Annotated in this window: 16 protein-coding genes; 5 read left to right on the plus strand and 11 right to left on the minus strand. The window is 66.9% G+C overall.

The features are described 5' to 3' along the window. Nucleotides 1-184: 184 nt before the first annotated feature. Nucleotides 185-916: a PEP-CTERM sorting domain-containing protein gene (locus tag BSF38_RS16480; protein ID WP_076347400.1), complete on the minus strand. Its 732-nt coding sequence runs from the start codon at nucleotides 914-916 to the stop codon at nucleotides 185-187. Nucleotides 917-1,461: 545 nt separating this feature from the next. Between BSF38_RS16480 and BSF38_RS16490 the strand changes: the two genes are divergently transcribed. Further along, nucleotides 1,462-1,869: a bleomycin resistance family protein gene (locus BSF38_RS16490; RefSeq protein ID WP_076347404.1), complete on the plus strand. Its 408-nt coding sequence runs from the start codon at nucleotides 1,462-1,464 to the stop codon at nucleotides 1,867-1,869. Nucleotides 1,870-2,235: 366 nt separating this feature from the next. Here BSF38_RS16490 and BSF38_RS16495 read toward each other — a convergent pair whose 3' ends face one another. The 4 genes from BSF38_RS16495 to BSF38_RS16510 all read right to left on the minus strand — a co-directional run bounded on the left by BSF38_RS16495 (nucleotide 2,236) and on the right by BSF38_RS16510 (nucleotide 8,469). Continuing rightward, entirely contained in the window at nucleotides 2,236-4,431 is a 2,196-nt protein-coding gene (locus BSF38_RS16495; RefSeq protein WP_076347406.1) for a protein kinase domain-containing protein, read from the minus strand. 11 nt (nucleotides 4,432-4,442) lie between these two features. Further along, nucleotides 4,443-5,054: an RNA polymerase sigma factor gene (locus tag BSF38_RS16500; protein ID WP_076347408.1), complete on the minus strand. Its 612-nt coding sequence runs from the start codon at nucleotides 5,052-5,054 to the stop codon at nucleotides 4,443-4,445. A gap of 465 nt (nucleotides 5,055-5,519) precedes the next feature. Further along, nucleotides 5,520-7,820 (minus strand): serine hydrolase, encoded by a 2,301-nt coding sequence (locus tag BSF38_RS16505; protein WP_076347410.1) that lies wholly within the window; start codon nucleotides 7,818-7,820, stop codon nucleotides 5,520-5,522. A gap of 367 nt (nucleotides 7,821-8,187) precedes the next feature. Beyond that, nucleotides 8,188-8,469 (minus strand): hypothetical protein, encoded by a 282-nt coding sequence (locus tag BSF38_RS16510; RefSeq protein ID WP_145952169.1) that lies wholly within the window; start codon nucleotides 8,467-8,469, stop codon nucleotides 8,188-8,190. 1,295 nt (nucleotides 8,470-9,764) lie between these two features. Here BSF38_RS16510 and BSF38_RS16515 point away from each other — a divergent pair. The 3 genes from BSF38_RS16515 to BSF38_RS16525 all read left to right on the plus strand — a co-directional run bounded on the left by BSF38_RS16515 (nucleotide 9,765) and on the right by BSF38_RS16525 (nucleotide 12,306). Then, nucleotides 9,765-10,667: a PDZ domain-containing protein gene (locus BSF38_RS16515; RefSeq protein ID WP_237170489.1), complete on the plus strand. Its 903-nt coding sequence runs from the start codon at nucleotides 9,765-9,767 to the stop codon at nucleotides 10,665-10,667. A gap of 3 nt (nucleotides 10,668-10,670) precedes the next feature. Next, nucleotides 10,671-11,549 carry a PDZ domain-containing protein gene (locus tag BSF38_RS16520; protein WP_083712997.1) on the plus strand — a complete coding sequence of 293 codons (879 nt, stop codon included), beginning with the start codon at nucleotides 10,671-10,673 and terminating at the stop codon, nucleotides 11,547-11,549. Nucleotides 11,550-11,781: 232 nt separating this feature from the next. Continuing rightward, entirely contained in the window at nucleotides 11,782-12,306 is a 525-nt protein-coding gene (locus tag BSF38_RS16525; protein WP_076347414.1) for a hypothetical protein, read from the plus strand. A 21-nt stretch (nucleotides 12,307-12,327) separates the two neighbouring features. Here BSF38_RS16525 and BSF38_RS16530 read toward each other — a convergent pair whose 3' ends face one another. The 5 genes from BSF38_RS16530 to BSF38_RS16550 form a co-directional block, all read right to left on the minus strand. Next, entirely contained in the window at nucleotides 12,328-13,041 is a 714-nt protein-coding gene (locus tag BSF38_RS16530; RefSeq protein ID WP_076347416.1) for a hypothetical protein, read from the minus strand. Nucleotides 13,042-13,124: 83 nt separating this feature from the next. Then, nucleotides 13,125-14,276, minus strand: coding sequence for an alpha/beta hydrolase (locus BSF38_RS16535; protein WP_076347418.1), 1,152 nt, complete (start codon nucleotides 14,274-14,276; stop codon nucleotides 13,125-13,127). A gap of 129 nt (nucleotides 14,277-14,405) precedes the next feature. After that, nucleotides 14,406-15,377 (minus strand): GDP-mannose 4,6-dehydratase, encoded by a 972-nt coding sequence (locus BSF38_RS16540; RefSeq protein WP_076347420.1) that lies wholly within the window; start codon nucleotides 15,375-15,377, stop codon nucleotides 14,406-14,408. A 33-nt stretch (nucleotides 15,378-15,410) separates the two neighbouring features. Next, nucleotides 15,411-16,421 carry a dTDP-glucose 4,6-dehydratase gene (gene rfbB / locus BSF38_RS16545; RefSeq protein WP_076347422.1) on the minus strand — a complete coding sequence of 337 codons (1,011 nt, stop codon included), beginning with the start codon at nucleotides 16,419-16,421 and terminating at the stop codon, nucleotides 15,411-15,413. Between the two features lie 100 nt (nucleotides 16,422-16,521). After that, nucleotides 16,522-17,226 (minus strand): DUF434 domain-containing protein, encoded by a 705-nt coding sequence (locus BSF38_RS16550; RefSeq protein WP_076347424.1) that lies wholly within the window; start codon nucleotides 17,224-17,226, stop codon nucleotides 16,522-16,524. A 183-nt stretch (nucleotides 17,227-17,409) separates the two neighbouring features. Here BSF38_RS16550 and BSF38_RS16555 point away from each other — a divergent pair, with 183 nt between their 5' ends. Then, a complete protein-coding gene (locus BSF38_RS16555; protein WP_076347426.1) occupies nucleotides 17,410-17,976 on the plus strand; it encodes a PA domain-containing protein in 567 nt (188 codons plus the stop codon). 34 nt (nucleotides 17,977-18,010) lie between these two features. On the opposite strand, the gene BSF38_RS16560 is transcribed toward BSF38_RS16555, so the two are convergent. Then, a complete protein-coding gene (locus BSF38_RS16560; protein WP_210405609.1) occupies nucleotides 18,011-18,634 on the minus strand; it encodes a macro domain-containing protein in 624 nt (207 codons plus the stop codon). Nucleotides 18,635-18,701: the final 67 nt, after the last annotated feature.

Below are 18,701 nucleotides of genomic sequence, written 5' to 3' on the forward strand. Positions count from 1 at the left end.
GGAGTCGAAGAAATTCAGGATTTCACCACGGAGGATACGGAGCGGAAAGGGAGAGGATTCGGGAAGAGATCCATTGATGAATCGTTTCCACCCCATCCGGATTCTCCGAGTCCTCCGTGGTGAATCTCCTCGAACCAACTTGAGAGTCTGTCCTACAAGCGCGTATTACGGGAGGGCGAGGCTCTCAGCCGCGGCGACGGAGTTTGACGGCGCCGAGGCCGACCAGGCCGAGGGCCATGAGCGACAGGGCCGTCGGCTCCGGCACGCTGGCGACGACCGACACGCCGTCGAGCAGGACGAACGGGGGGACGCCGTCCGGGGTGCCGACCGCCAGGAACGAGAGCAATTCGCTGGTATTCTGCGCCGTGAAGGTGAACGTCTCGTGCATCCAGCCGCTGAAGCCGTGGTCGGGGTTGTGCCAGACGCTGGTCGACTGGGTCTCGCTGCCGAAGCTGACCTGCCACTGCTCGGTCGTGGCTCCGTCGAAGCCCTGCTGCTGGGCGCCCGCCCAATAGAAGCTGACGTCGTAGGAGGCGCCGACGGTCAGGCCGTTGATGGTCTGCTCGATCGGAGCCACATGGCCTTCGAAGGCGCCGTCGGCGGCCACGAAGTTGCCGCCGTCCGGGCTGGCGGTGGGCAGGCCGTTGGCCGAGCCGTTGTTCGGGCCCCAAAGCTGGAGGTTGCCGTACTGGCCGGTCACGCCGGTCGTGTCCGCGGTCCCCTCAGGGAAGATGAAGTTGTAGCCGGTCGTCGTCCAACCCGTGGCGTTCGTGTTGAAGCCCATCTGGCCGCCGCCGTGGGTCGTCGACTCGAAGCTGCCGTTGACCACCAGCTCCGCCGCTCGGACGGCTCCGGACGCTCCCAGAGCCACGGCGACGGCGGGGATGCCGACGAAAGCCCATTTCTTCAGAAACATGTGCGGTCCTTGTAAGAGTCGAGGATGTCGATTCCAGGTCATGATCGAAGTCGTGAGGACGCATGCGGCCCGAAAAGCGGGACCGGCGCAAGAAGCGAACGGGTGATCGTCAATCTCGGGGCGTTCTCCGGTGCGTCGCGCACCCATCGCTGTTCATCGCGATGCGGATCGAGGACGGAGCGGCGTTCACCGCGGCTCGCCAGGTCAAGGTAGGAGCGATTGACGATGCTTTCAAGTGTTTCCGGCCGATCCAGCGCCCGACCTCGCGAATTGATCGAGAACGGTAAACAAAACACCCCGGCGCGTTGCGTGAACACAACGGCTGGTGTTTCAGATCTTCATCAATCGGGTGTGACGTCCGCGAGGAGGCGGCCCACCGTACGAGCCCGGCCGACCGCGAGTCACTCGCGTTTTCATGAGGCCGGGCGTCCCGACGGCGTCATGATGGCGCGTATCCGCTTCTGGTAGAATCGATGGTCGGGCCGTCTTCTTCTTCATCATCGGCCCTATGAGCGTCATTCTGCTTCCATCGTGAGGATCATGCCATGCTCGCACATGCACTGACGCCGATCCTGAACGTGTCGGACATCCAGCAAAGTTTCGCCTGGTTCGAGAAGCTTGGGTGGAGGAAGGGCTGGGACTGGGGCTCGCCTCCCACGTTCGGGGGCGTCCGCTCGGGCAAGTGCGAGATCTTCCTCTGCCAGGGCGCCCAGGGCGGGCGCGGCAAGAGCGACCTCGCGACCACGTGGGGGAGCGGCGAGGCGGGCGACAAAGGGGTCTGGATGTCGATCTGGGTCGACGACGTCGACGCCGTCTACGAGCACTGTCTTGAACAAGGCGTCGAGGTCACCCACCCGCCGACCGACGAGCCCTGGGGCGTCCGCGAAATGCACGTCCGCCATCCCGACGGCCACGTCTTCCGCATCAGCCGGGGGATCGAGAACGCGAAGTAATAGGCGACGAAGGCGGGTGACGTCCACCCTGCAAGAGCTTGACCTCGCTCCTTCGTGCAACGAGCGCGGTTTGCATGGGAATTGCACACGGGACGTCGGCCGCCGCCTCTCTCTCCGGCGTAAACGAATTCTCGGATTAGCGAATGGTTTTCCCCTCTCCCCCCGGAGACGGTGGCCGGAACGACCGGATGAGGGGGGATTTCCAGGGTTCGAGGCCATCGAAGACCCCTCATCCGCCCCTTCGGGGCACCTTCTCCCCGCATGCGGGGAGAAGGGCATTCGGCCTCGGTTCGTGTGCATCCCAAATACAAACCGCGCTCGATTCGGACGGCACGATCAGAGTAACCGGGAGGCCGCGCGTTCGCCTCAGGGGAGTTGGCGGATCGTCGACGACTTCTCCTTCTTGCCAGTCAGATCCGTGGGAGCCCCGGCGTAGTCGAGCCGCGAGGCGGCCGAGAGATCATAAGTGAGTCGCTTCTGTGCGTCGACGGTCGCGTGCGACGAGCCGGTCAGCTTGACGGCGGCTTCGCCGAAGGCCAGTTTCGCCAGTTCGAGACGACTCGCGCCCGACGCGTCCAACCTGGCCGAGGCCGCTTTCCCCTGGAGCTTCGCGACGCTGGAGCCGTCGAGCTTGATCATGACGTCGGCCGCGTCCACCGACCCTTCCAGGTGGCTCGCGCCCGAGGCGCTCGCCTTGAAGGGCCGGCCGGATAGGACCGCCAGCACGATGTGCGAAGACCCCGAGAGCTTGACCTCGCATTCTTTGATGGGGAACTCGTCAAGCTCAAGCCGGCTCGCTCCGCTGACGTTGAGCCGGGCGGCCCCGGCCGAGCCGGCGAGGGTCAACTGGCTCGAACCGCTGACGTCCAGCACCGCGTTCCCAACTACCATCGAGCCCTCGACCTTGCTCGCGCCGCTGAGGTGGAGCTTGAAGTCCGAATCGGAACGAAATCCTTTGAGCGCGACCCTCGACGAGCCGCTCGCGTCGAGTCCTTCGAGCAGGGGAAGCACGATCTGGGCCTTCAAGGGCTCCTTGAACTGGAAGCTCAGGTTCGGCTCCAGGCCGATCTTCAGCGTCTTGCCCTCCTTGACGATCCGGAGGTGCTCGACCACGTTGTCGTCCGACGACGTCGTCACCTTGAACGCGTCGCCCCTCGTAATCTCGGCGCGAAACGTCGACCCGATTTGAACCGACGTGAAGTCGGCGACGTCCCAGACCTTCGTCGCCGCCACGCCCGAGCCGATGATCCGGTCGTTCGAGGATCGGAACCCGTTGAACAGGGTCGCCAGTCTTCCGCCGTCGGCGGGGGACGACGCCAGGGCGAGGGGCCGGTTCGGGGCGCAGGCGACCGCCAGGCCGAAGAGGACGACCGAGGCCGCCACGATCCCGGCGAGCGTCGTCATCCGTGGGCGTTTGCGGACGGGAGGCGGGACGCTCGACGCGAGGGGCGCCGAGGTTCCCGTGCGCTGCAAATCGGCCAGGTGGTGCTTCAGGACGTCGGCGACCTCGGAGGCCGTCGCGAATCGACCGTCGGCGTTCTTGGCGAGGAGCCGATCGACGATCGCGGCCAGCCAGTCGGGGACGTCGGGGTTGACGTCGCGCAGCGGTCGCGGCCGGTCGTCGCAGACCCGCCGGAGCACGGCGGGCGTAGAGTCGGCTCGGAACGGCGGACGCCCCGCGCACATGAAATACATGACCCCCCCGAGGCTGAACAGATCGGAGCGGTGGTCGACCGGCTCGCCGCGCGCTTGCTCGGGCGACATATATTGAGGCGTGCCGGCGATGACGCCGCTCTGCGTCTGGCTGGCGTCGTCGACGGCGCGGGCGAGGCCGAAATCGGACAGCTTCACGCGCTCGACGCCGTTCTCAAGCAGGATGTTCGAGGGCTTGACGTCGCGATGGACGAGCCCCTGGTCGTGGGCCGCGGCCAACCCGAGCGCCGCCTGCATGCCGACCCGCAAAACCTCCTTGACCGCCAACGGCCCGTCTCGGTCGACGCGCTCCTGGAGCGACCGGCCGGCGATGCAGGGCATGACGAGGTAGGGCAGGCCGTTCCATGAGTCGACCGCGTGGATGGCGACGACGTTCTCGTGAACGACCGCCGCGGCCGCCCTGGCTTCCCGGGCGAACCGACCTCGCGCCGCCGCGCTGACGGCGAATGGCGCGGCGAGGACCTTGATCGCCACGAACCGGCTCAGCTCGGGGTCGAACGCCTTCAGCACGACGCCGAACGCTCCCCGGCCCAGGACCTCCTTCACGTCGTACGGACCGAGGCGGCCGAGCGATCCCGGCTTCGTCGAGGGCCCGAGGAAGTCGAGGGCGATCAGCTCGTCGATCTTCGGCGACCGCCGAACGTGAGCGTCCACCGTCTCGGGCGCCGACCCGCGCAGCTCGGCGCAGATTCGGCTCCCCGCCGCCAGTTGCTCCAGCGTCTTCCGGCACGGCTCGCAATGGTCGAGATGGTCGGCCAACCGGCTGGTCTCCGGCTCGGACAAGCGGTCGTTCAGGAACGACCTCAGCCGTGTCTCGCTGCATTCGCCCCGCATGATTCGCGACTCCATCGTGGGATCTCCTAAGAATTCTCCGCCGATTCCCAGCCGAACTGCTCGATCTCGCGCCGGATTCGGACGACGGCCCGGCTCTTGTATTGATAGACAGTGCCCAGGCTCATCCCCAGGGCTTCGGCGACCTCTTTGGGCGGCCGTCCTTCGACCCCGGCCTGCCAGAACGCCTGCCAGGCCGCGTCGGAAAGCTCGCCTCGGATTCGGTCGGCCGCCCACATGATCAAAGTTCGTCGGTACTCGGCGTCGAAGACGGCCGAGTCCTCGCCGGTCGGGTCGGGCTGATCCTCAAGGAGGCGCTGGACGTCCGTGTCGCCGGACCCTTGCGGATGACGTCGCCGGGCGGCGAGGAGGTTGATGATCAGGTTCCGGGCGATCCGCGACAGCCACGCCCGGAACGAGCCCTTCTCGGGGTCCGGGTCGTACCGCTCGATCGCTCGGGCCACGGCGCGGAAGACCTCCTGCGCGAGATCCTCGGCGTCGGCGTCCTGAAGCCGCCGGTGCCGCGCGATCCGCCGCACCAGCGGGCCGTAAATCTCCATGAACTCCGACCAGGCCCCTTCGTCGGCCGGGTCTCGAAGCCGGATCAAGAAACTCGGGTGCGTGCTCGGCGCGTCGTCCATTTCGTTGAGCCTTTCGCGGAGTACACATACGCCGAGCTGATTGCTTGGAACTCAGACCGACTCACCACGGAGGAGAGATGATTCAACGAATGGATTCATGAAGCATTTCCTCCTCTTTCCTCTCCGCGTCCTCCGTGGTGGGTTAATCCTTAGAGTGGTTTGCGCTTGGGTTGCACACACCCGGTGTACGCAGGAAACCCGTATCGTTGTAGGGGCGCCCCTTGTGGGCGCCCGAGTCGCCAAGGCCGCCGCAGTCGCCGACGCCGACGCCGATCGGGCGCCCACAAGGGACGCCCCTACGTGTGCAACCCAAGCGCAAACCGCTCTAATTCTTAAAGGTCAAGACGACTCACCACGGAGGACTCGGAGGAGAAACAATTCGATTGATGAGTTCATGAAATCTCCTCTCTTCTTCTCCGCGTCCTCCGCGTCCTCCGTGGTGAGTTTCTTCGAGGACCGGCGCGCCTACTTGCCCCCGCCGGCCTTGGGTTCGTCGTCGAGCCGCTTCGCCTGGGTGTCGTGATCCTCCTCGTGCAAGACGATGTGAGTGACCTTGCCGTCGCCGTCCTTGACGAACGTGATCGTGGCGTCCTGCGTCGGCTTCATGAAGAAGACGGTCTCCGACTCCGGGAAGACCTCGGACGCCCCTTCCCCGGTGGCCTGGGCCTTGAGGTGTTCGCCCTCGCGGGTGAACGTCAGGACGACGGCGGGAGTAAGCTGGTACCGGCCGACGTAGGATTCGTAGATCTTGGGGTCGACCTGGGCCGTCTTGTGGGCGACGACCTTGGTTTTCTTGAGGCCCGACTTGCCGGCGATCAGATAGGCGTTCAAGACGTTGTCGATTTTCGAGGCGTCGTCGTTGTTGACGAGGAAGACGTATCCGATCCCCTGGTCCTTGTACATCAACGACTGGCTCGTGAACCCCGTGTTTCGGCCCCCGTGCCCGTAGTTGACGCCGGTCGGGGTTTCCTGGATCGCGATGCCGAGGCCCCACGAGGCTCCCTTCTGATCCGGGATCTTCACCTGGGAGCGGAGCATCTCCTGGGCGGTGGGCTCGGAGAGGCCTCTCCCCTGGACGACGGCCGTCAGGAACTTCGCGTACTCGCCGGCGGCGATATGAAGGCTGGCGGCCGTGTTGGGCTCGCTGGGCTTCCCCTTCTCCATCGGCGAGCTGCCGCCGTGTCCCGTGGCGGTGAGGCGCGCGATGTCGTCGTTCCAGACGAGCGAGGCGTGCTCGACGCCGAAGGGGGTGAAGACCTCCTCGCGGATCAGGTCGACCAGCTTCTTGCCGGTGAGCTTCTCGACGACCTTGCCGAGATACACGAAGCCCTCGCCGGAGTACGAGACCTCGGTGCCGGGGGTGAACTTGATGTCGAGCTTCCCCGTCCGCCAGTTCGGGAACCCGGTCCGGTGGGTCATCACCATCCGGGCCGTGATCAGCTTGTAGCGGTCGTCGTGGGCGATGTCTTCATAAGGTAGATACGTGTAGAGCGGCGTGTCGAGCTTCAAGACCCCGCGATCGACGAGGCGGAGCACGGTGTACGCGAACACCGGCTTGGTCATCGAGGCGGCTTCGAACACCGTGTCGTCGCCGACCGGCTCGTGGGTCGCCGTGTTCTTGACGCCGAACCCCTTGCGATAGACGACCTGGGAATCCTTGATGACGGCGACCGAGACGCCGGGAATCTGGTAGTAATCCAGATAGGCCTTCACGAACCGGTCGAGCGCGTCGGCGTTCAAGGGGCCCGCGCTTCGGAGCACTCCTTCGTCGCCGATCAAGCCGGGCCAGGGGATGGCACTGACGCGGAGCAGGTCGGCCGTCGCCGGACGGTCGGCCTCGATCCGGACGTCGACGCGCCGCTTCGAATCGACGCGCAGGTCCACCGAATCCACGGCGTGGACCGCGTAATCGCCCACGGGGAGACCCGTGACCTTGTAGCCGCCCGACCCGTCGACGGCCGCCTCGCGCCAGAGCTGCGGCGTGCGCGTCGACTGGACCCGGACCCGGGCGGGGAGGGGGGCCGACGACGGGCCGTCCCAGGCGACCTTGCCCGACGCCTCGCCGAACTTCGTTTCCGGCGTGACGAGGAAGAATTCACCGCAGCGGTCGGGCGAAGAGGCCTTCTGCGTCCCGCTCCCCCAGGCGGCCCACGAGAACGAGCCGTCCTTATCTCGATCGGCGACCGAGACGTCGAATCCGATCGACCGCTCGGGGTCGAGATCGGCGGCGACCTCGATCCGCCACTCGTAGACGATCCGGGAATCCTTCCGGACCACGGCCACCTTCATCGTCTTCTCGGCCGACTCCAGCGGCCCGACGAACTGGTTCCGGTTCCCGTACCGGGCGTACTGGAAGACGGGAGACCCGCTCCCGGCGTGGGCCGAGTCGATGTAAAGCTCGCAGCCGTCCTGGGCGTCCCACGCGACGTCGCCCACTCCGGGCTTGTCGAGGACGGCCGAATCGTCTTCGACCTCGACGGCGACGTACAGGGCGTGCTCGCCCGGGTTGTAGGCGAACCGGAAGTGGGCCTTGAGGTCGTCCTCGCCCTTGAGCTTGTCACCGAATTCGATGCGTTCGATCGGGTAGGTCTTCAGGCCGACGGGCCAGTCGCCCAGGTCGCCGTCGATGGTGATCCCTTGCGCCGGATAGGCGATTCCGACCGCGCCGTTCTGACCCAAGGTCGATTTCGCCCCGATCAGCATCAACGCGGCGAAGCAGGCGGCGAGCCTCCAACGAATGGTCGACGAGGTGCGATTGGCCTTCATGAACGATGGCTCCTGATGACATGGGGCGGTCGACTGGATCAAACGTCCTATCCGACTACACAAGCCAAGGCGGAAAGTTTGAACGGGGATTCGCGGATTATGACGTCTCCCCGCCCGCCAAGCGACTTTGTGATTCTTCGGCCAGAACGACGAAACCTTGTCCGGAAACCAACATGACGCCGCCGGGACGCCCGGCCTCATGAAAATGAGGTATCGCGGCCGGGTGGCTGTGGCAGAATGCCACAGATGAGCGGGCCTGGGCTTTCCCCCTGTGGCGTTCCGCCACAGCCACCCAGACGGGTCCGATACGAGCCCGAAGCGCCAGCGAGGGAATCGGGTCGTGCGTCCGGCGAGTCGAACGCGACGCTCAGAGTTCTTCCAGCGGGCTCGTTTCTTTCGACGATGAGGCCGGCCTTCGCCGGTCGACCACACGAATGCAGCCGACGCCCACGGCCCACAGAGTCACGCCCGCCAACCAGACGTAGTAGCCGGAACGTAGCTCGAAACTGCCCGGCCTCTCCATCAATATCCAGAAGCTCGCCGGCAGCAAGTTGAGGCAACCCATGATGAACGCCCGCCGGTGGCGGCCTTGCCAGAGCCACATGGCCGAGAAATACATGGCGACGATCGAGAGACCAGACTGGCACATGCAGGGGAAACCCAGCACGACGGCCCACCCTGAAACTCAGTACCGCCTTCGAAGAAGCCGCCTCGCCCCCAGGCGCCCGGCAGTAGGCATGCGGTCAGGTAAAAGCCGGCTACAGCCGCGGAGAGCGCGAACTTCGCAACTCGAAGCCCTTCGCCATCGGGTGGTGATGACCATGTGACCGGAGTTTTCAACCTGTTCAACCTATGAAACCGGATCGGGGCTCAAGATGGGTCTTGGGGCACCGGGTGGCTGTGGCAGAATGCCACAGATGCGCGGGCCTGGGCTTTCCCCCTGTGGCGTTCCGCCACAGCCACCCAGACGCACACCAACAGAATTTTCAGAGCAGCGTACGGCCGGCGTACATGCCGAACGGGTTGAGGAAGAACAGGGCAGTGATGACATCCTCGCATCCGCTTCCAGCCCTATGCCAGTGGCTCATCCGCCGCACTTCGTTTGTCCACTCTCCGCGACAACCCGGACGGCGTCGAGATTCTTAGCCGTCGAGGGAGAAATCCTGTTCGAAATCGGTCGGCGTGATACACACTTATCATGGACGACTCCGTTCATCGGATCTTTGATAATTCGGATGAAGCGGTGATCGCGATTTCTCGCATGGATTGGAATGCGCGGGCTGTGTGGCGTGGGCTGGCGTGGCGAACGGTGGCCGGATCGTCGGGGGTCGCGAAAAGTGAGCGAGCGAAGCCAATTTCGGCGGGTGGGGGTCGCGACGGGCGGAGCCGAACTCGGGGCGAAAAGTGAGCGAGCGAAGCCAATTTCGGCGGAAGGCGGACGGCGGTCGTGGGGGGCGCATCGAAGCGCGCGGACCCTCATCCGGCCGTTCCGGCCACCTTCTCCAGGGGGGAGAAGGGAAGATTGTGGGCGATCGAAGCCAATCGGAGCGTTGCGTTGAAGTGGCTGTGAAATCATGAGTTATGGCGAGTGGGCGGCTCGCGGGCACGGCGCGAACGAAGCCAATTGGCCGCAGGGCCGGCGTGCGGTGCAACTGCGGCCCGTCGGGTGATTTCGGCGCGAACGAAGCCAATCGCGCGGGAGCTGGGACGGTGCCGCGCGGGGCGGTTTTCGGCGCGAACGAAGCCAATCGCGCGGGAGCTGGGACGGTGCCGCGCGGGGCGGTTTTCGGCGCGAACGAACCCAAACGCGGGGAGGGGCTTTCCCAACCGGCGGAAGTCGTCGTTAAGATGAAGGGCGGGGACCGACGGTTGAAACCACTCAGGTCGGGCCTCGCGCCGGTCGTTCGATCGGGAGGGCGAGGTCCAGGAAGAAGCGCATCGTCCATGATTCACAAGCTAGGCTGCATCGCGACGGCGATGGCGACGCTCCTGGTCGCGGCCGCCGCCGGGGCTCAGGATAAACCGCGCGTCGCGGAAGGCAAGGACGCGCAGGTCGGGCGGTCGTTCCGGGTGCCGTACCGGCTGACCGATACGAACCATTTCCTGGTCCGAGTGCGGATCAACGGCAAGGGGCCGTTCAACTTCCTGGTCGATTCGGGCGCCCCGGCGCTGTACGTCGCGACCGAGACGGCCGCCAAGATCGGCCTGAAGCCGCCGGCCAACGGGTTCTGGACGCCTCTCGACCGCCTGGAGATCGAGGGCGGGGCGCGGTTGGAGGGGGTCAAGGCGCGGGTGGAAGACCCGTTTCAGCTCGTGGGCATGAACGCGCTGGGCCTGCCAGGTGCGTCGATCGACGGCATCCTCGGGTTCACGATCCTGGCCAAGTTCAAGCTTGAGATCGACCCGACCCAGGACCGGATGACCTGGACCCGGCTCGACTTCAATCCGGCCGATCCCCCCGTCCCGCACAAGGACGACGGTGAGCAGGCGCCGATCGAGTTCCAACTGATGAACGCGCTCGGGCCGGTCGCCAAGGGGCTGGCCTTCCTGATGGGCAAGCAGCCCGAGGAAGTTCGCGTGGCCCGGGGCTTTCTGGGCCTCACCTGGACCGAGGCCGAGCCTGGCGTTGTGCGGGTTGTGTGGATTTTGGCGGATTCGCCGGCCGCGGCCGCCGGGGTCAAGCCGGGCGACCGGCTGTTGAAGATCGGCGGCAAGTCGGTCGACGGCCTCAAATCGGCTCGCGCCCTGCTGGCGGACGTCCGCCCGGCCGACGCGGTCGCAATCGTCGTCCGGCGGGCCGGCGGCGACGAGTCGACGCTCACACTGACCGCCGGGGAGGGGCTCTGAACCATGGACACCGATCAAAAGCTTTCGGCGGCCTCAATCTGGCGCCCGCTCCTCGTCTGCGTCGTCACGGCCCTGGCGGTGGCCCTGGCGCTGCTCGGCCCCGCGCCGGCTGATGAGCAGGCGGTGAAGGAGAAGGGGAAGCCGGCCAAGGTGCCGTTCTCGATGCTGCCCTCGAACCACATGCTGGTCCGGGCGATGATCAACGACAAGGGGCCGTACCGGCTGATCTTCGACCTCGGGGCGCCGATCACGCTCTTGAGCAACAGCGCGAGCGAGACGTCGGGGGTGGTGAAGGACGACGCGCCGAAGTCGTTCCTGTTCTCGATGCGGGGCGAGGCCGAGGTGGCCAAGCTGCGGGTGGGGGACCTGACGGCCGAGAAGCTGCCGGTCGTGGTCTTCGACCACCCCGCGCTCAAGATTCTGGGCGACGTTCTGGGCCGGCCGATCGACGGGATCATCGGCTTCACGTTCTTCGCGAGGTACAAGACGACCATCGACTACCAGATCAACCAGATGACGTTCGAGCCGGTCGACTTCGAGGTCCGCGACCTGATGAAAGACCTCCCCGCCCGGCTCTCCGGACCCAAGACCGCACGGAGGAAGGTGCTGGCGCCGGGGGCCTTGTGGGGCCTCCGCCTGGGGCCGGCGGCGAAGAGCGCGGACGGCGTGCCGGTGTCCGAGGTGCTGGCCGACTCGCCGGCCCTGGCGGCGGGCCTCAAGCCGGGCGACGTGCTGACCTCGATCGACGACCGCTGGACCAGCTCGATCCACGACGTCTTCGCCGCCGCCGCCGACGTCGCGCCCGGCCAGGCCGTCGCCGTCGTCGTCCGCCGCGACGGCAAGGAACTCGTCCTCACGCTCCGACCCGAAGACGGCGCCTGAACCGAGACGTCCATAAAGAAAGAGCATCGCAAACATCCCTTCTCCCCTTGCGGGAGAAGGTGGCCGGAACGGCCGGATGAGGGATTGACCTAATAGTCTGCTCGAAACGCCACGGCGATCGAACACCCCTCAACCGCCCCTGCGGGGCACCTTCTCCCGCAAGGGGAGAAGGGAAGCAGCCTCCGATCCGTCCGCAACACAACCGCAAGCCTTGACACCCCGGAGAATCCTCATGCGATCGCGAACGACCAAGAGCCCCGCGGCGATCCTGTTGACGACGGCGACCGTGCTGCTGGCGGCCGCCGGCTGCGAGGAGGAGCGGCACGCGACCGCGCCCGCCGGCGCCAAGTCGAAGAACGCGGTCGCCCATGGACCGGCGGCCCCTCCGAAGCCCGAGTTCATCGTCGGCAAGCGGACCCAGGAGATCGTCAAGGTGGCCCCCGAGCTGGCCAAGGGGGCGAAGGCCTCGGAGAACAAGATCACGGCCAAGGACTACATCACGCTGCAAGGCAACGCCTACGTCACCATCATCGGCAAGACCTCGGTCATGATGATCGACCAGGCCATGAACCTCTACAAGGCCGAGCACGACCGGTTCCCGAAGGACTACGACGAGTTCATGGCCGACATCATCAAGGCCAACAACATCGCCCTGCCCAAGCTTCCTTATTATCAGAAATATGGATACGACGAGAATGAGCACAAGTTGAAGGTCCTCGAATACGAAGACCTCAAGAACCAGCCGCTCGGCCAGTGACGCGACCCCGCCTGGGCCTGGTCACCGCGCCGGCTCGGGCGGGTTGAAGGGGATCATGCGGCGGCCGCGCCCGGCCTTTTCGGGGGCGTCCGTCCGGGGGTGGCGCCTTCCGAAGAACGGGCGTTGGGTCTCGCTGGGCTCGACGCGGGGGGCGTTGATCGTCGCCGCCACGTTGTAGGGGAGCGAGACCGGGGTGATCCGGTTCACCAGCCAGACCTTCGGCTTCGCCTCCTCGAAGCCCAGCGACCACGAGGTGTTGGCCGCGCCCGCGCCCCCCATCCCCAGCGGCCCCTGGACGTTCCCCTGGACGAAGACCTTGAACTCCGCCTTGCCCCGCCGGGTCTGTCGACCCACACTGGTCTGGAGGTTGTGGATGCGGAGCGTCTCGAACCGCGAGCCCGCCATGCTGGTTCGGATCAGCAACCGGGTCGCCGCGCCGGAGAGCGTCTGCCCCTCCTGGACGTACTGCACCTCGGGCGTCATCCGGGCCAGCACGCCGTCGACGTCGCCCGCCAGGAGCGCCTTCCGGAGGTCGTACACCACGTACTCGATCCGCTCGTCGTCCGTCACCCAGACCCATTCCACCGCCACCACCAGCCCCGCCCCCGCCAGGGCGGCCACGCCCCAGATCAGGTACTTGCCCTCCTGCGTCGTCTTGAGCGCCAGAAAGCAAGCGACCGCCGCCAGCGCCAACCCCCCCGCCAACCACGTCGGATCGTCGGATATCAGATACATGACGGCCCGCTCCTTCTAAGCTCCGACGCTTGTAAGACACAGTCCATTATTCGGCCGCGGCGGACCCGGCGGCAAGGGGGCGGTCACTTGGATTTCTTGGGTTGGTCGGTCTTGGGAGCGTCGTCGGCCTTGGGCTTGGCGTCGTCGGCCTTGGGCTTGGCTTTGTCCTCGTCGCGCTGGGATTCGGACGGCTTGAGGGGCGCCTTGTGGCGGGTGGTCTGGATGTCGGAGTAAGCCACGGGGATCTGGTTGTAGCGGGGCTCCCACTCGCTGGGGCGGAGCTTGAGGTTGGTCTCCAGGAACCGCGACAGGGCGGCGGTGACCTTGGGTTCGAGGCGGAGGAGCTTGTAGCCGTGGAGCGACGAGGGGAAGAGTTCGATCTTGTTGAGCCGGGCGCGTTCGACGCTCTTGCGGGCCGACTCGACGGCGTCCTTCGATGCGTTGTCCTTGGCGCCGGCGAGGACGAAGAGGGGGATGCGGAGGGCGAGGGGGGCGAGCACGTGGTCGAGCACGTAGCCGGCGCCGTCGGGCATGGGGGAGACCAGGATGAGGGCGTTGACGTCGCTGGGGCGTCCCTCGGTGGAGACGGCGGCGCCCGGCTGGTAGGCCCAGGCGGCGGCGAGGTTGGCCCCCGCGCCGACGCCCAGCACGCCGAGCTTGCCGACGTTGAGGTCGCCCCGGTTGTGGCGGTCGAGGAGGAACTGGTAGGCGGCCTGCAAGTCCTCGGCCATCGCCTCGCGGTCCTCGGCGTTGCGCGCCCGACGCGGGTTGAGCCCCTGGCCGCGCAGGTCCATGGTGAGGACCGCGTAGCTCTGGTCCTGGAGGTGCTCGGCCAGCCCCTGGCCCTTCAGCTCGGTCACCGGGTCCTCGAAATCCTTGCTCGACCGGCTGGCCTCGTGGATCAGCATCACCACCGGCGCGCTCGAGCCGAGCTTCGAGGGGTAGTACGACGCGGCCAGTTGCGTGCCGTCGAACGATCGGAGCTTGAACGTATAGTGGTACGTCCCCTTGGTCAGCCCCTCTTTCTCCTTGGCCGGCGCGTCGGCGGCCTTCGGGGCGAGCGGGTCGGCGGCCTCGGGGCGGGCCGCCTTCTTGAGCGGGACGCCCCCCTGGTTGCGGAGCCGGCCGCGGTTGGCGCGCGGCCGGGGCTGCGGCTCCTGGGCCGCAACGGCCAGCGTGGCCGACAGCGCGATCAGCAAGGCCCCGAACTTCCCGATCCGCTTGAGACTCGGCATGGCGCGACGTCCTCGGTGAAAGGAGGGAAAGGCACGTTCCGAAGTGGTTTCGCGGCCTTCCAGCCCTCTCCCTCATCCATCGTAGGACGGCCGACGGAGATCAACAAGCGGGAGCAGCCGATCGAGCCGTCAGGACGAGGCCGCCGCCAGCGCCCGAAACGTCGCGAGCATGTCCTGGAGCGTCTGGTCGATCGAGTAGATCGGTGCCCAGCCGACCTCGGCCCGGAGCTTGGAGGCGTCGGCCACGAGCAGCGGCAGGTCGACCGGCCGGACCCGCGCGGGGTCGATCCGGACCTCGACCGGCCGGCTCGCCAGCTCGGTCAGCCGGCGGAGGGCGTCGGTCAGCTTCAGCCCCGTTCCCGAGCCGAGATTGTAGATTTCGCCGGCCCGGCCGCGCTCGGCGAGCAGGCGGTAGCCCCGGACGACGTCGCGGACGTCGGTGTAGTCGCGGACGACTTCCAGGTTGCCGACCTCGACGCAGTCTTGCCGGCCCTGTTCGACCTCGACGACCTGCTTCGCCAGCGTCGCCAGCACGTACCGGGGCGACTGCCTCGGCCCGGCGTGGTTGAACGGCCGGACGATCACGACGTCGAGCTTGTCGGTCAGGTGGGTTTGAATCCCCAGCAGGTCGGCCGCCGCCTTGCTGGCCGCGTACGGGTTGTTGGGCCGCAGCGGGCACGACTCGGTGACCGGCACGTGCTCGGGCGCGGGGTCGCCGTAGCAGACGCCCGTGCTGACCAGCACGATCCGCGGCGACTTCGCCAGCCCGGCGGCCTTCACGGCCTCCAGCAGGTTGAGCGTGCCGCCGAGGTTCAGCGCCCAGGTCCCCCGAGGGTCGGCCAGGCTCGCCTGGGGATTCGACTGCGCCGCGAGGTGGTAGATCGCCTCGGGCTGCTTCCGCTTGATCAGGTCGGCCAGCTCAGCCTGGTCGCTTTCCAGCAAGTCGCAGCGCTCGAGGCGGACCGATCGGCCGACCTCGGCGAGTTCCGCCGGCCAACGGCCCGACGCCGACACCCCCACGACCTGATCGCCGCTGGCGAGCAGGTGCTCCGACAGATGCCCGCCCACGAATCCCGTAACGCCGGTCACCAAAACACGCACGCGGCAAGCCTCCCGATCCTTGGAGCGATCCGATCACGCTTCCTGGTTACGATACGCGCCCGACTTCACTCGATCGACCCAGGCCGCGTTCGCTTTGTACCAGGCGACGGTGTCGGCCAGGCCCTTCTCGAACGTCACGGTCTGGGTCCAGCCCAGCTCCGACTCGGCCTTGGCGCAGTCGACGGCGTAGCGGCGGTCGTGGCCGGGGCGGTCGGTGACGTACCGGATCAGGGTGTCGGGCTTGCCGGTGAGCTGGAGCACGGCCTTGGTCACGTCCATGTTGTACCGTTCGCTGCGGCCGCCGAAGTTGTAGACCTCGCCGCTGATCCCCTTGCGGAGGGCCGCGTCGACCCCCCGGCAGTGGTCGAGGACGTGGATCCAGTCGCGGACCTGCTTGCCGTCGCCGTAGACCGGCAGGGGGATGTCGGCCAGGGCGTTGGTGACGAACAGCGGGATCAGCTTCTCGGGGAACTGGTACGGCCCGTAGTTGTTCGAGCACCGGGTGGTGACGACGTTCATGCCGTGGGTGTGGAACGCGGCGCGGACGAGCAGGTCGGCGCCCGCCTTGCTGGCCGAGTACGGGCTGTTGGGCGTGAGCGGGGTGTCCTCGGTGAACGCCGGGTCGTCGGGGCCGAGCGTGCCGTAGACCTCGTCGGTCGAGACCTGGACGTACCGCGGGACCTTCGCCGCGCGGGCGGCGTCGAGCAGGTTCTGAGTGCCGATGACGTTGGTCCGCAAGAACGGCGTGGCGTCCTCGATCGACCGGTCGACGTGGCTCTCGGCTGCGAAGTGGACCAGGGCGTCGAAGCCCCCCTCGGCCACCAGCTTCATGATGAACGGCCGGTCGGCGACGTCCCCCTTGACGAACCGGTAGCGCGGCTCGGCGGCGAGGTCGGCGAGGTTGTCGGGATTGCCGGCGTAGGTCAGGGCGTCGAGGTTCGTGATCGATAGGCCGGGGTCCTGCTCCAGCTCCATCCTCACGAAGTTGGCCCCGATGAACCCGCAACCCCCGGTCACCAGAATCCGCTTGATCGAGGAACTCATGTCGATCCCTAATTCACGAGCTGTCCCAGTATTCGGTCGTAACGCCTGGACAGCCAGGGTAATCGGGCCGGCTCTTGACAACAAGGCGGATCGAGAATCCTCACCCCAGGTCGACGACGAACGCCCCGGGCGCGGCCGCCTCGACGAGGGCGCGGGCGAGGTTGAACCAGGAGTCGCAGCGATCAAGAATGGCGGCGTCGGCGGTCGCGATGGGGTCGCCGGGGAGGGCGAGGAGGGCGTCGGGGTCGGGGACGACCTCGGCGCGCCAGGTTGGGGACTTCGCCCGGATGATCGCGGCGAGCTGGCCGCTGTTGGAGACCGGGGCGTCGAGCAGCCAGGTGCACGGGCCGACGCCCCATTCCGCCAGCCATCGGGCCGCGAGATCGAGCGCCGGGCGGGTCTCCTCGACCCGTCGATAGGTCCCGTGGACGCTGGCAAGGTCGCGGTAGCAGCCGTCGCGGCCCCCCAGCACGACCCCGCCGCCGAGCGCCGACTCCAGTGTCAGCACCAGGTTGAACCCGTCGATCCGCAACGGCCGCCCCCGCATCGCCCCCAGATCGACCCGCTTCGCCCGGCGGCCCGCGAGCGCCTCGTCGGAGCAGCTCGATCGGCGGACGGCCGTCCGCTGCCGATCCACCAGCCGCCAGCGGTCGCCGACCAGCTTCAACGACGACGCCTCGGCGTACCCCCGCGACAGCAGCCACGACAGGTCGACCACGGCCGCTGCCAACCCCGGCCGCTCCTCGGCCCCGAACCACTCCCGATCCCTCGGCCCCGGACCGCGATGCGTGCGGGTGTCAGGCATGATTCCCCTCCTCGCCGGCCCCCGAGCGGATTTCAGTCTCTATGTGCGTTCATGAAGTAGAGTTAATAGTGATGGTGTGAGCGTTATTAATTGCGACATTTCTTGACGGGGCCTAGCCGTCCACTTAGCATCGTCCTCCGGCCGCCTGCAATTGAACCAAGCATAACCGGTTCGGAGTCGCACATGATGATAAGGATTTCGTTCCTGGTCGGTCTGTTGGTCTTCGCGATCGCCCCCGCCCGGGCAGGGGTCATCGTCTACACGCCGGACGTCGATTTCGGCGGCGCGAGTTTCGGAGGAGGCGAGGCCACGGGGGTGGCGGAGTACGTGCCCAACTATGGCGCGACGGCCGCCGATTTCACCGGGTTCACGGCCGGCCACATCGCGGTGATCGATCGCGGCGTGGTCCTCTTCGCCGAGAAAGTTCAGAACGCTCAGGACGCCGGCGCCATCGGCGTGATCGTCCTGGACGCCCCGCCTCTCAACCCGTCCTTGGGCATGGGCGGATCGAGCGCGACGATCATCATCCCCTCGGTGCGAATCGCAGAGTCGCTCGGCGACGCGTTGAGGGCCGAGCTGCTGGCGAACCTGTCGACGCCGATCGTCTTCCACCTCTCGCTGTCGCCGCTGACTTTGGAGCGATTCGAAGCGGTCCCCGAACCCTCCGCCCTGATCCTCTCGTCGATCATGCTGGGCGTGGCCGGCGCGGGCTGGAGCGTCCGGACCTTGAGGCGGCGATCTCTCGTCTGATCGATCGCCTCCGTTCCGCTGACTTTCGAGCCGGTCAGCGGCTGACTTGCTTCCCGCCGTCGTAGTGGATCGCCTTCTGACGCTCGATGACGAAATCCCAGTCGAGGCGGTGGGGCGGTTCGAGGTAGTGGCGATAGGCCGCGGGCATCTGCCTCGCGGCCTCGCTGAAGGGCACGCCGCCGAACCCCGTTCCCATCGCGGAGAAGGCGGCGATCTCGATCGGCCGGTCGGCGATGCGGTTGAACGAATGGATCGCCAGCAGGGCCGCCCAGGTGGCGTTGTAGACCTTGTCGGTCCCGTCGATGCCGCTCGGCACGCGCATCGTCGGGGCGTGGCAGAGGAACGGCACCGCCGGGTGACCGGTGGGATCCACGAAGGCCGTCCCGACCGGCTGTCCGCCGAAGTACTCGTCCAAGATCCGGTGCTGGATCTGCTGCATGATCGACTCGCCGAGGAACCGGTCGACGGCGGCGTCGATCCCGGCCGTCATGATGCCGAACGAGTTGCCGGCCGTGACGAAGCAGTCGTGCGGCTCCAACTCCTCGAAGCGCTTCTGGACGACGCGAACGCCCGGAAGCCCGTCGAAGCGGACGCGAAAGGCGTCGCACATGGCCGCGTCGGGGTGGACTAACCAGAGACGGTCCAGAATCAGCGTCACCCCCGTTGCTTGCGCTGGCCGGTGCCGAGGGCCGATCGCCGAGCCGCCTCGGCGATCGGCCCTCGGA

The sequence above is a fragment of the Paludisphaera borealis genome, assembly GCF_001956985.1.
Taxonomy (GTDB): domain Bacteria; phylum Planctomycetota; class Planctomycetia; order Isosphaerales; family Isosphaeraceae; genus Paludisphaera; species Paludisphaera borealis.

Bases quoted from the DNA above. Each gene is read 5' to 3' on its own strand.
- BSF38_RS16515 (WP_237170489.1), top strand. From the start codon at position 9,765: ATGATTCACAAGCTAGGCTGCATCGCGACGGCGATGGCGACGCTCCTG.
- BSF38_RS16550 (WP_076347424.1), bottom strand. From the start codon at position 17,226: ATGCCTGACACCCGCACGCATCGCGGTCCGGGGCCGAGGGATCGGGAG.
- BSF38_RS16500 (WP_076347408.1), bottom strand. From the start codon at position 5,054: ATGGACGACGCGCCGAGCACGCACCCGAGTTTCTTGATCCGGCTTCGA.
- BSF38_RS16535 (WP_076347418.1), bottom strand. From the start codon at position 14,276: ATGCCGAGTCTCAAGCGGATCGGGAAGTTCGGGGCCTTGCTGATCGCG.
- BSF38_RS16480 (WP_076347400.1), bottom strand. From the start codon at position 916: ATGTTTCTGAAGAAATGGGCTTTCGTCGGCATCCCCGCCGTCGCCGTG.
- BSF38_RS16525 (WP_076347414.1), top strand. From the start codon at position 11,782: ATGCGATCGCGAACGACCAAGAGCCCCGCGGCGATCCTGTTGACGACG.
- BSF38_RS16505 (WP_076347410.1), bottom strand. From the start codon at position 7,820: ATGAAGGCCAATCGCACCTCGTCGACCATTCGTTGGAGGCTCGCCGCC.
- BSF38_RS16490 (WP_076347404.1), top strand. From the start codon at position 1,462: ATGCTCGCACATGCACTGACGCCGATCCTGAACGTGTCGGACATCCAG.
- rfbB (WP_076347422.1), bottom strand. From the start codon at position 16,421: ATGAGTTCCTCGATCAAGCGGATTCTGGTGACCGGGGGTTGCGGGTTC.
- BSF38_RS16530 (WP_076347416.1), bottom strand. From the start codon at position 13,041: ATGTATCTGATATCCGACGATCCGACGTGGTTGGCGGGGGGGTTGGCG.
- BSF38_RS16495 (WP_076347406.1), bottom strand. From the start codon at position 4,431: ATGGAGTCGCGAATCATGCGGGGCGAATGCAGCGAGACACGGCTGAGG.
- BSF38_RS16555 (WP_076347426.1), top strand. From the start codon at position 17,410: ATGATGATAAGGATTTCGTTCCTGGTCGGTCTGTTGGTCTTCGCGATC.
- BSF38_RS16520 (WP_083712997.1), top strand. From the start codon at position 10,671: ATGGACACCGATCAAAAGCTTTCGGCGGCCTCAATCTGGCGCCCGCTC.
- BSF38_RS16510 (WP_145952169.1), bottom strand. From the start codon at position 8,469: ATGTGCCAGTCTGGTCTCTCGATCGTCGCCATGTATTTCTCGGCCATG.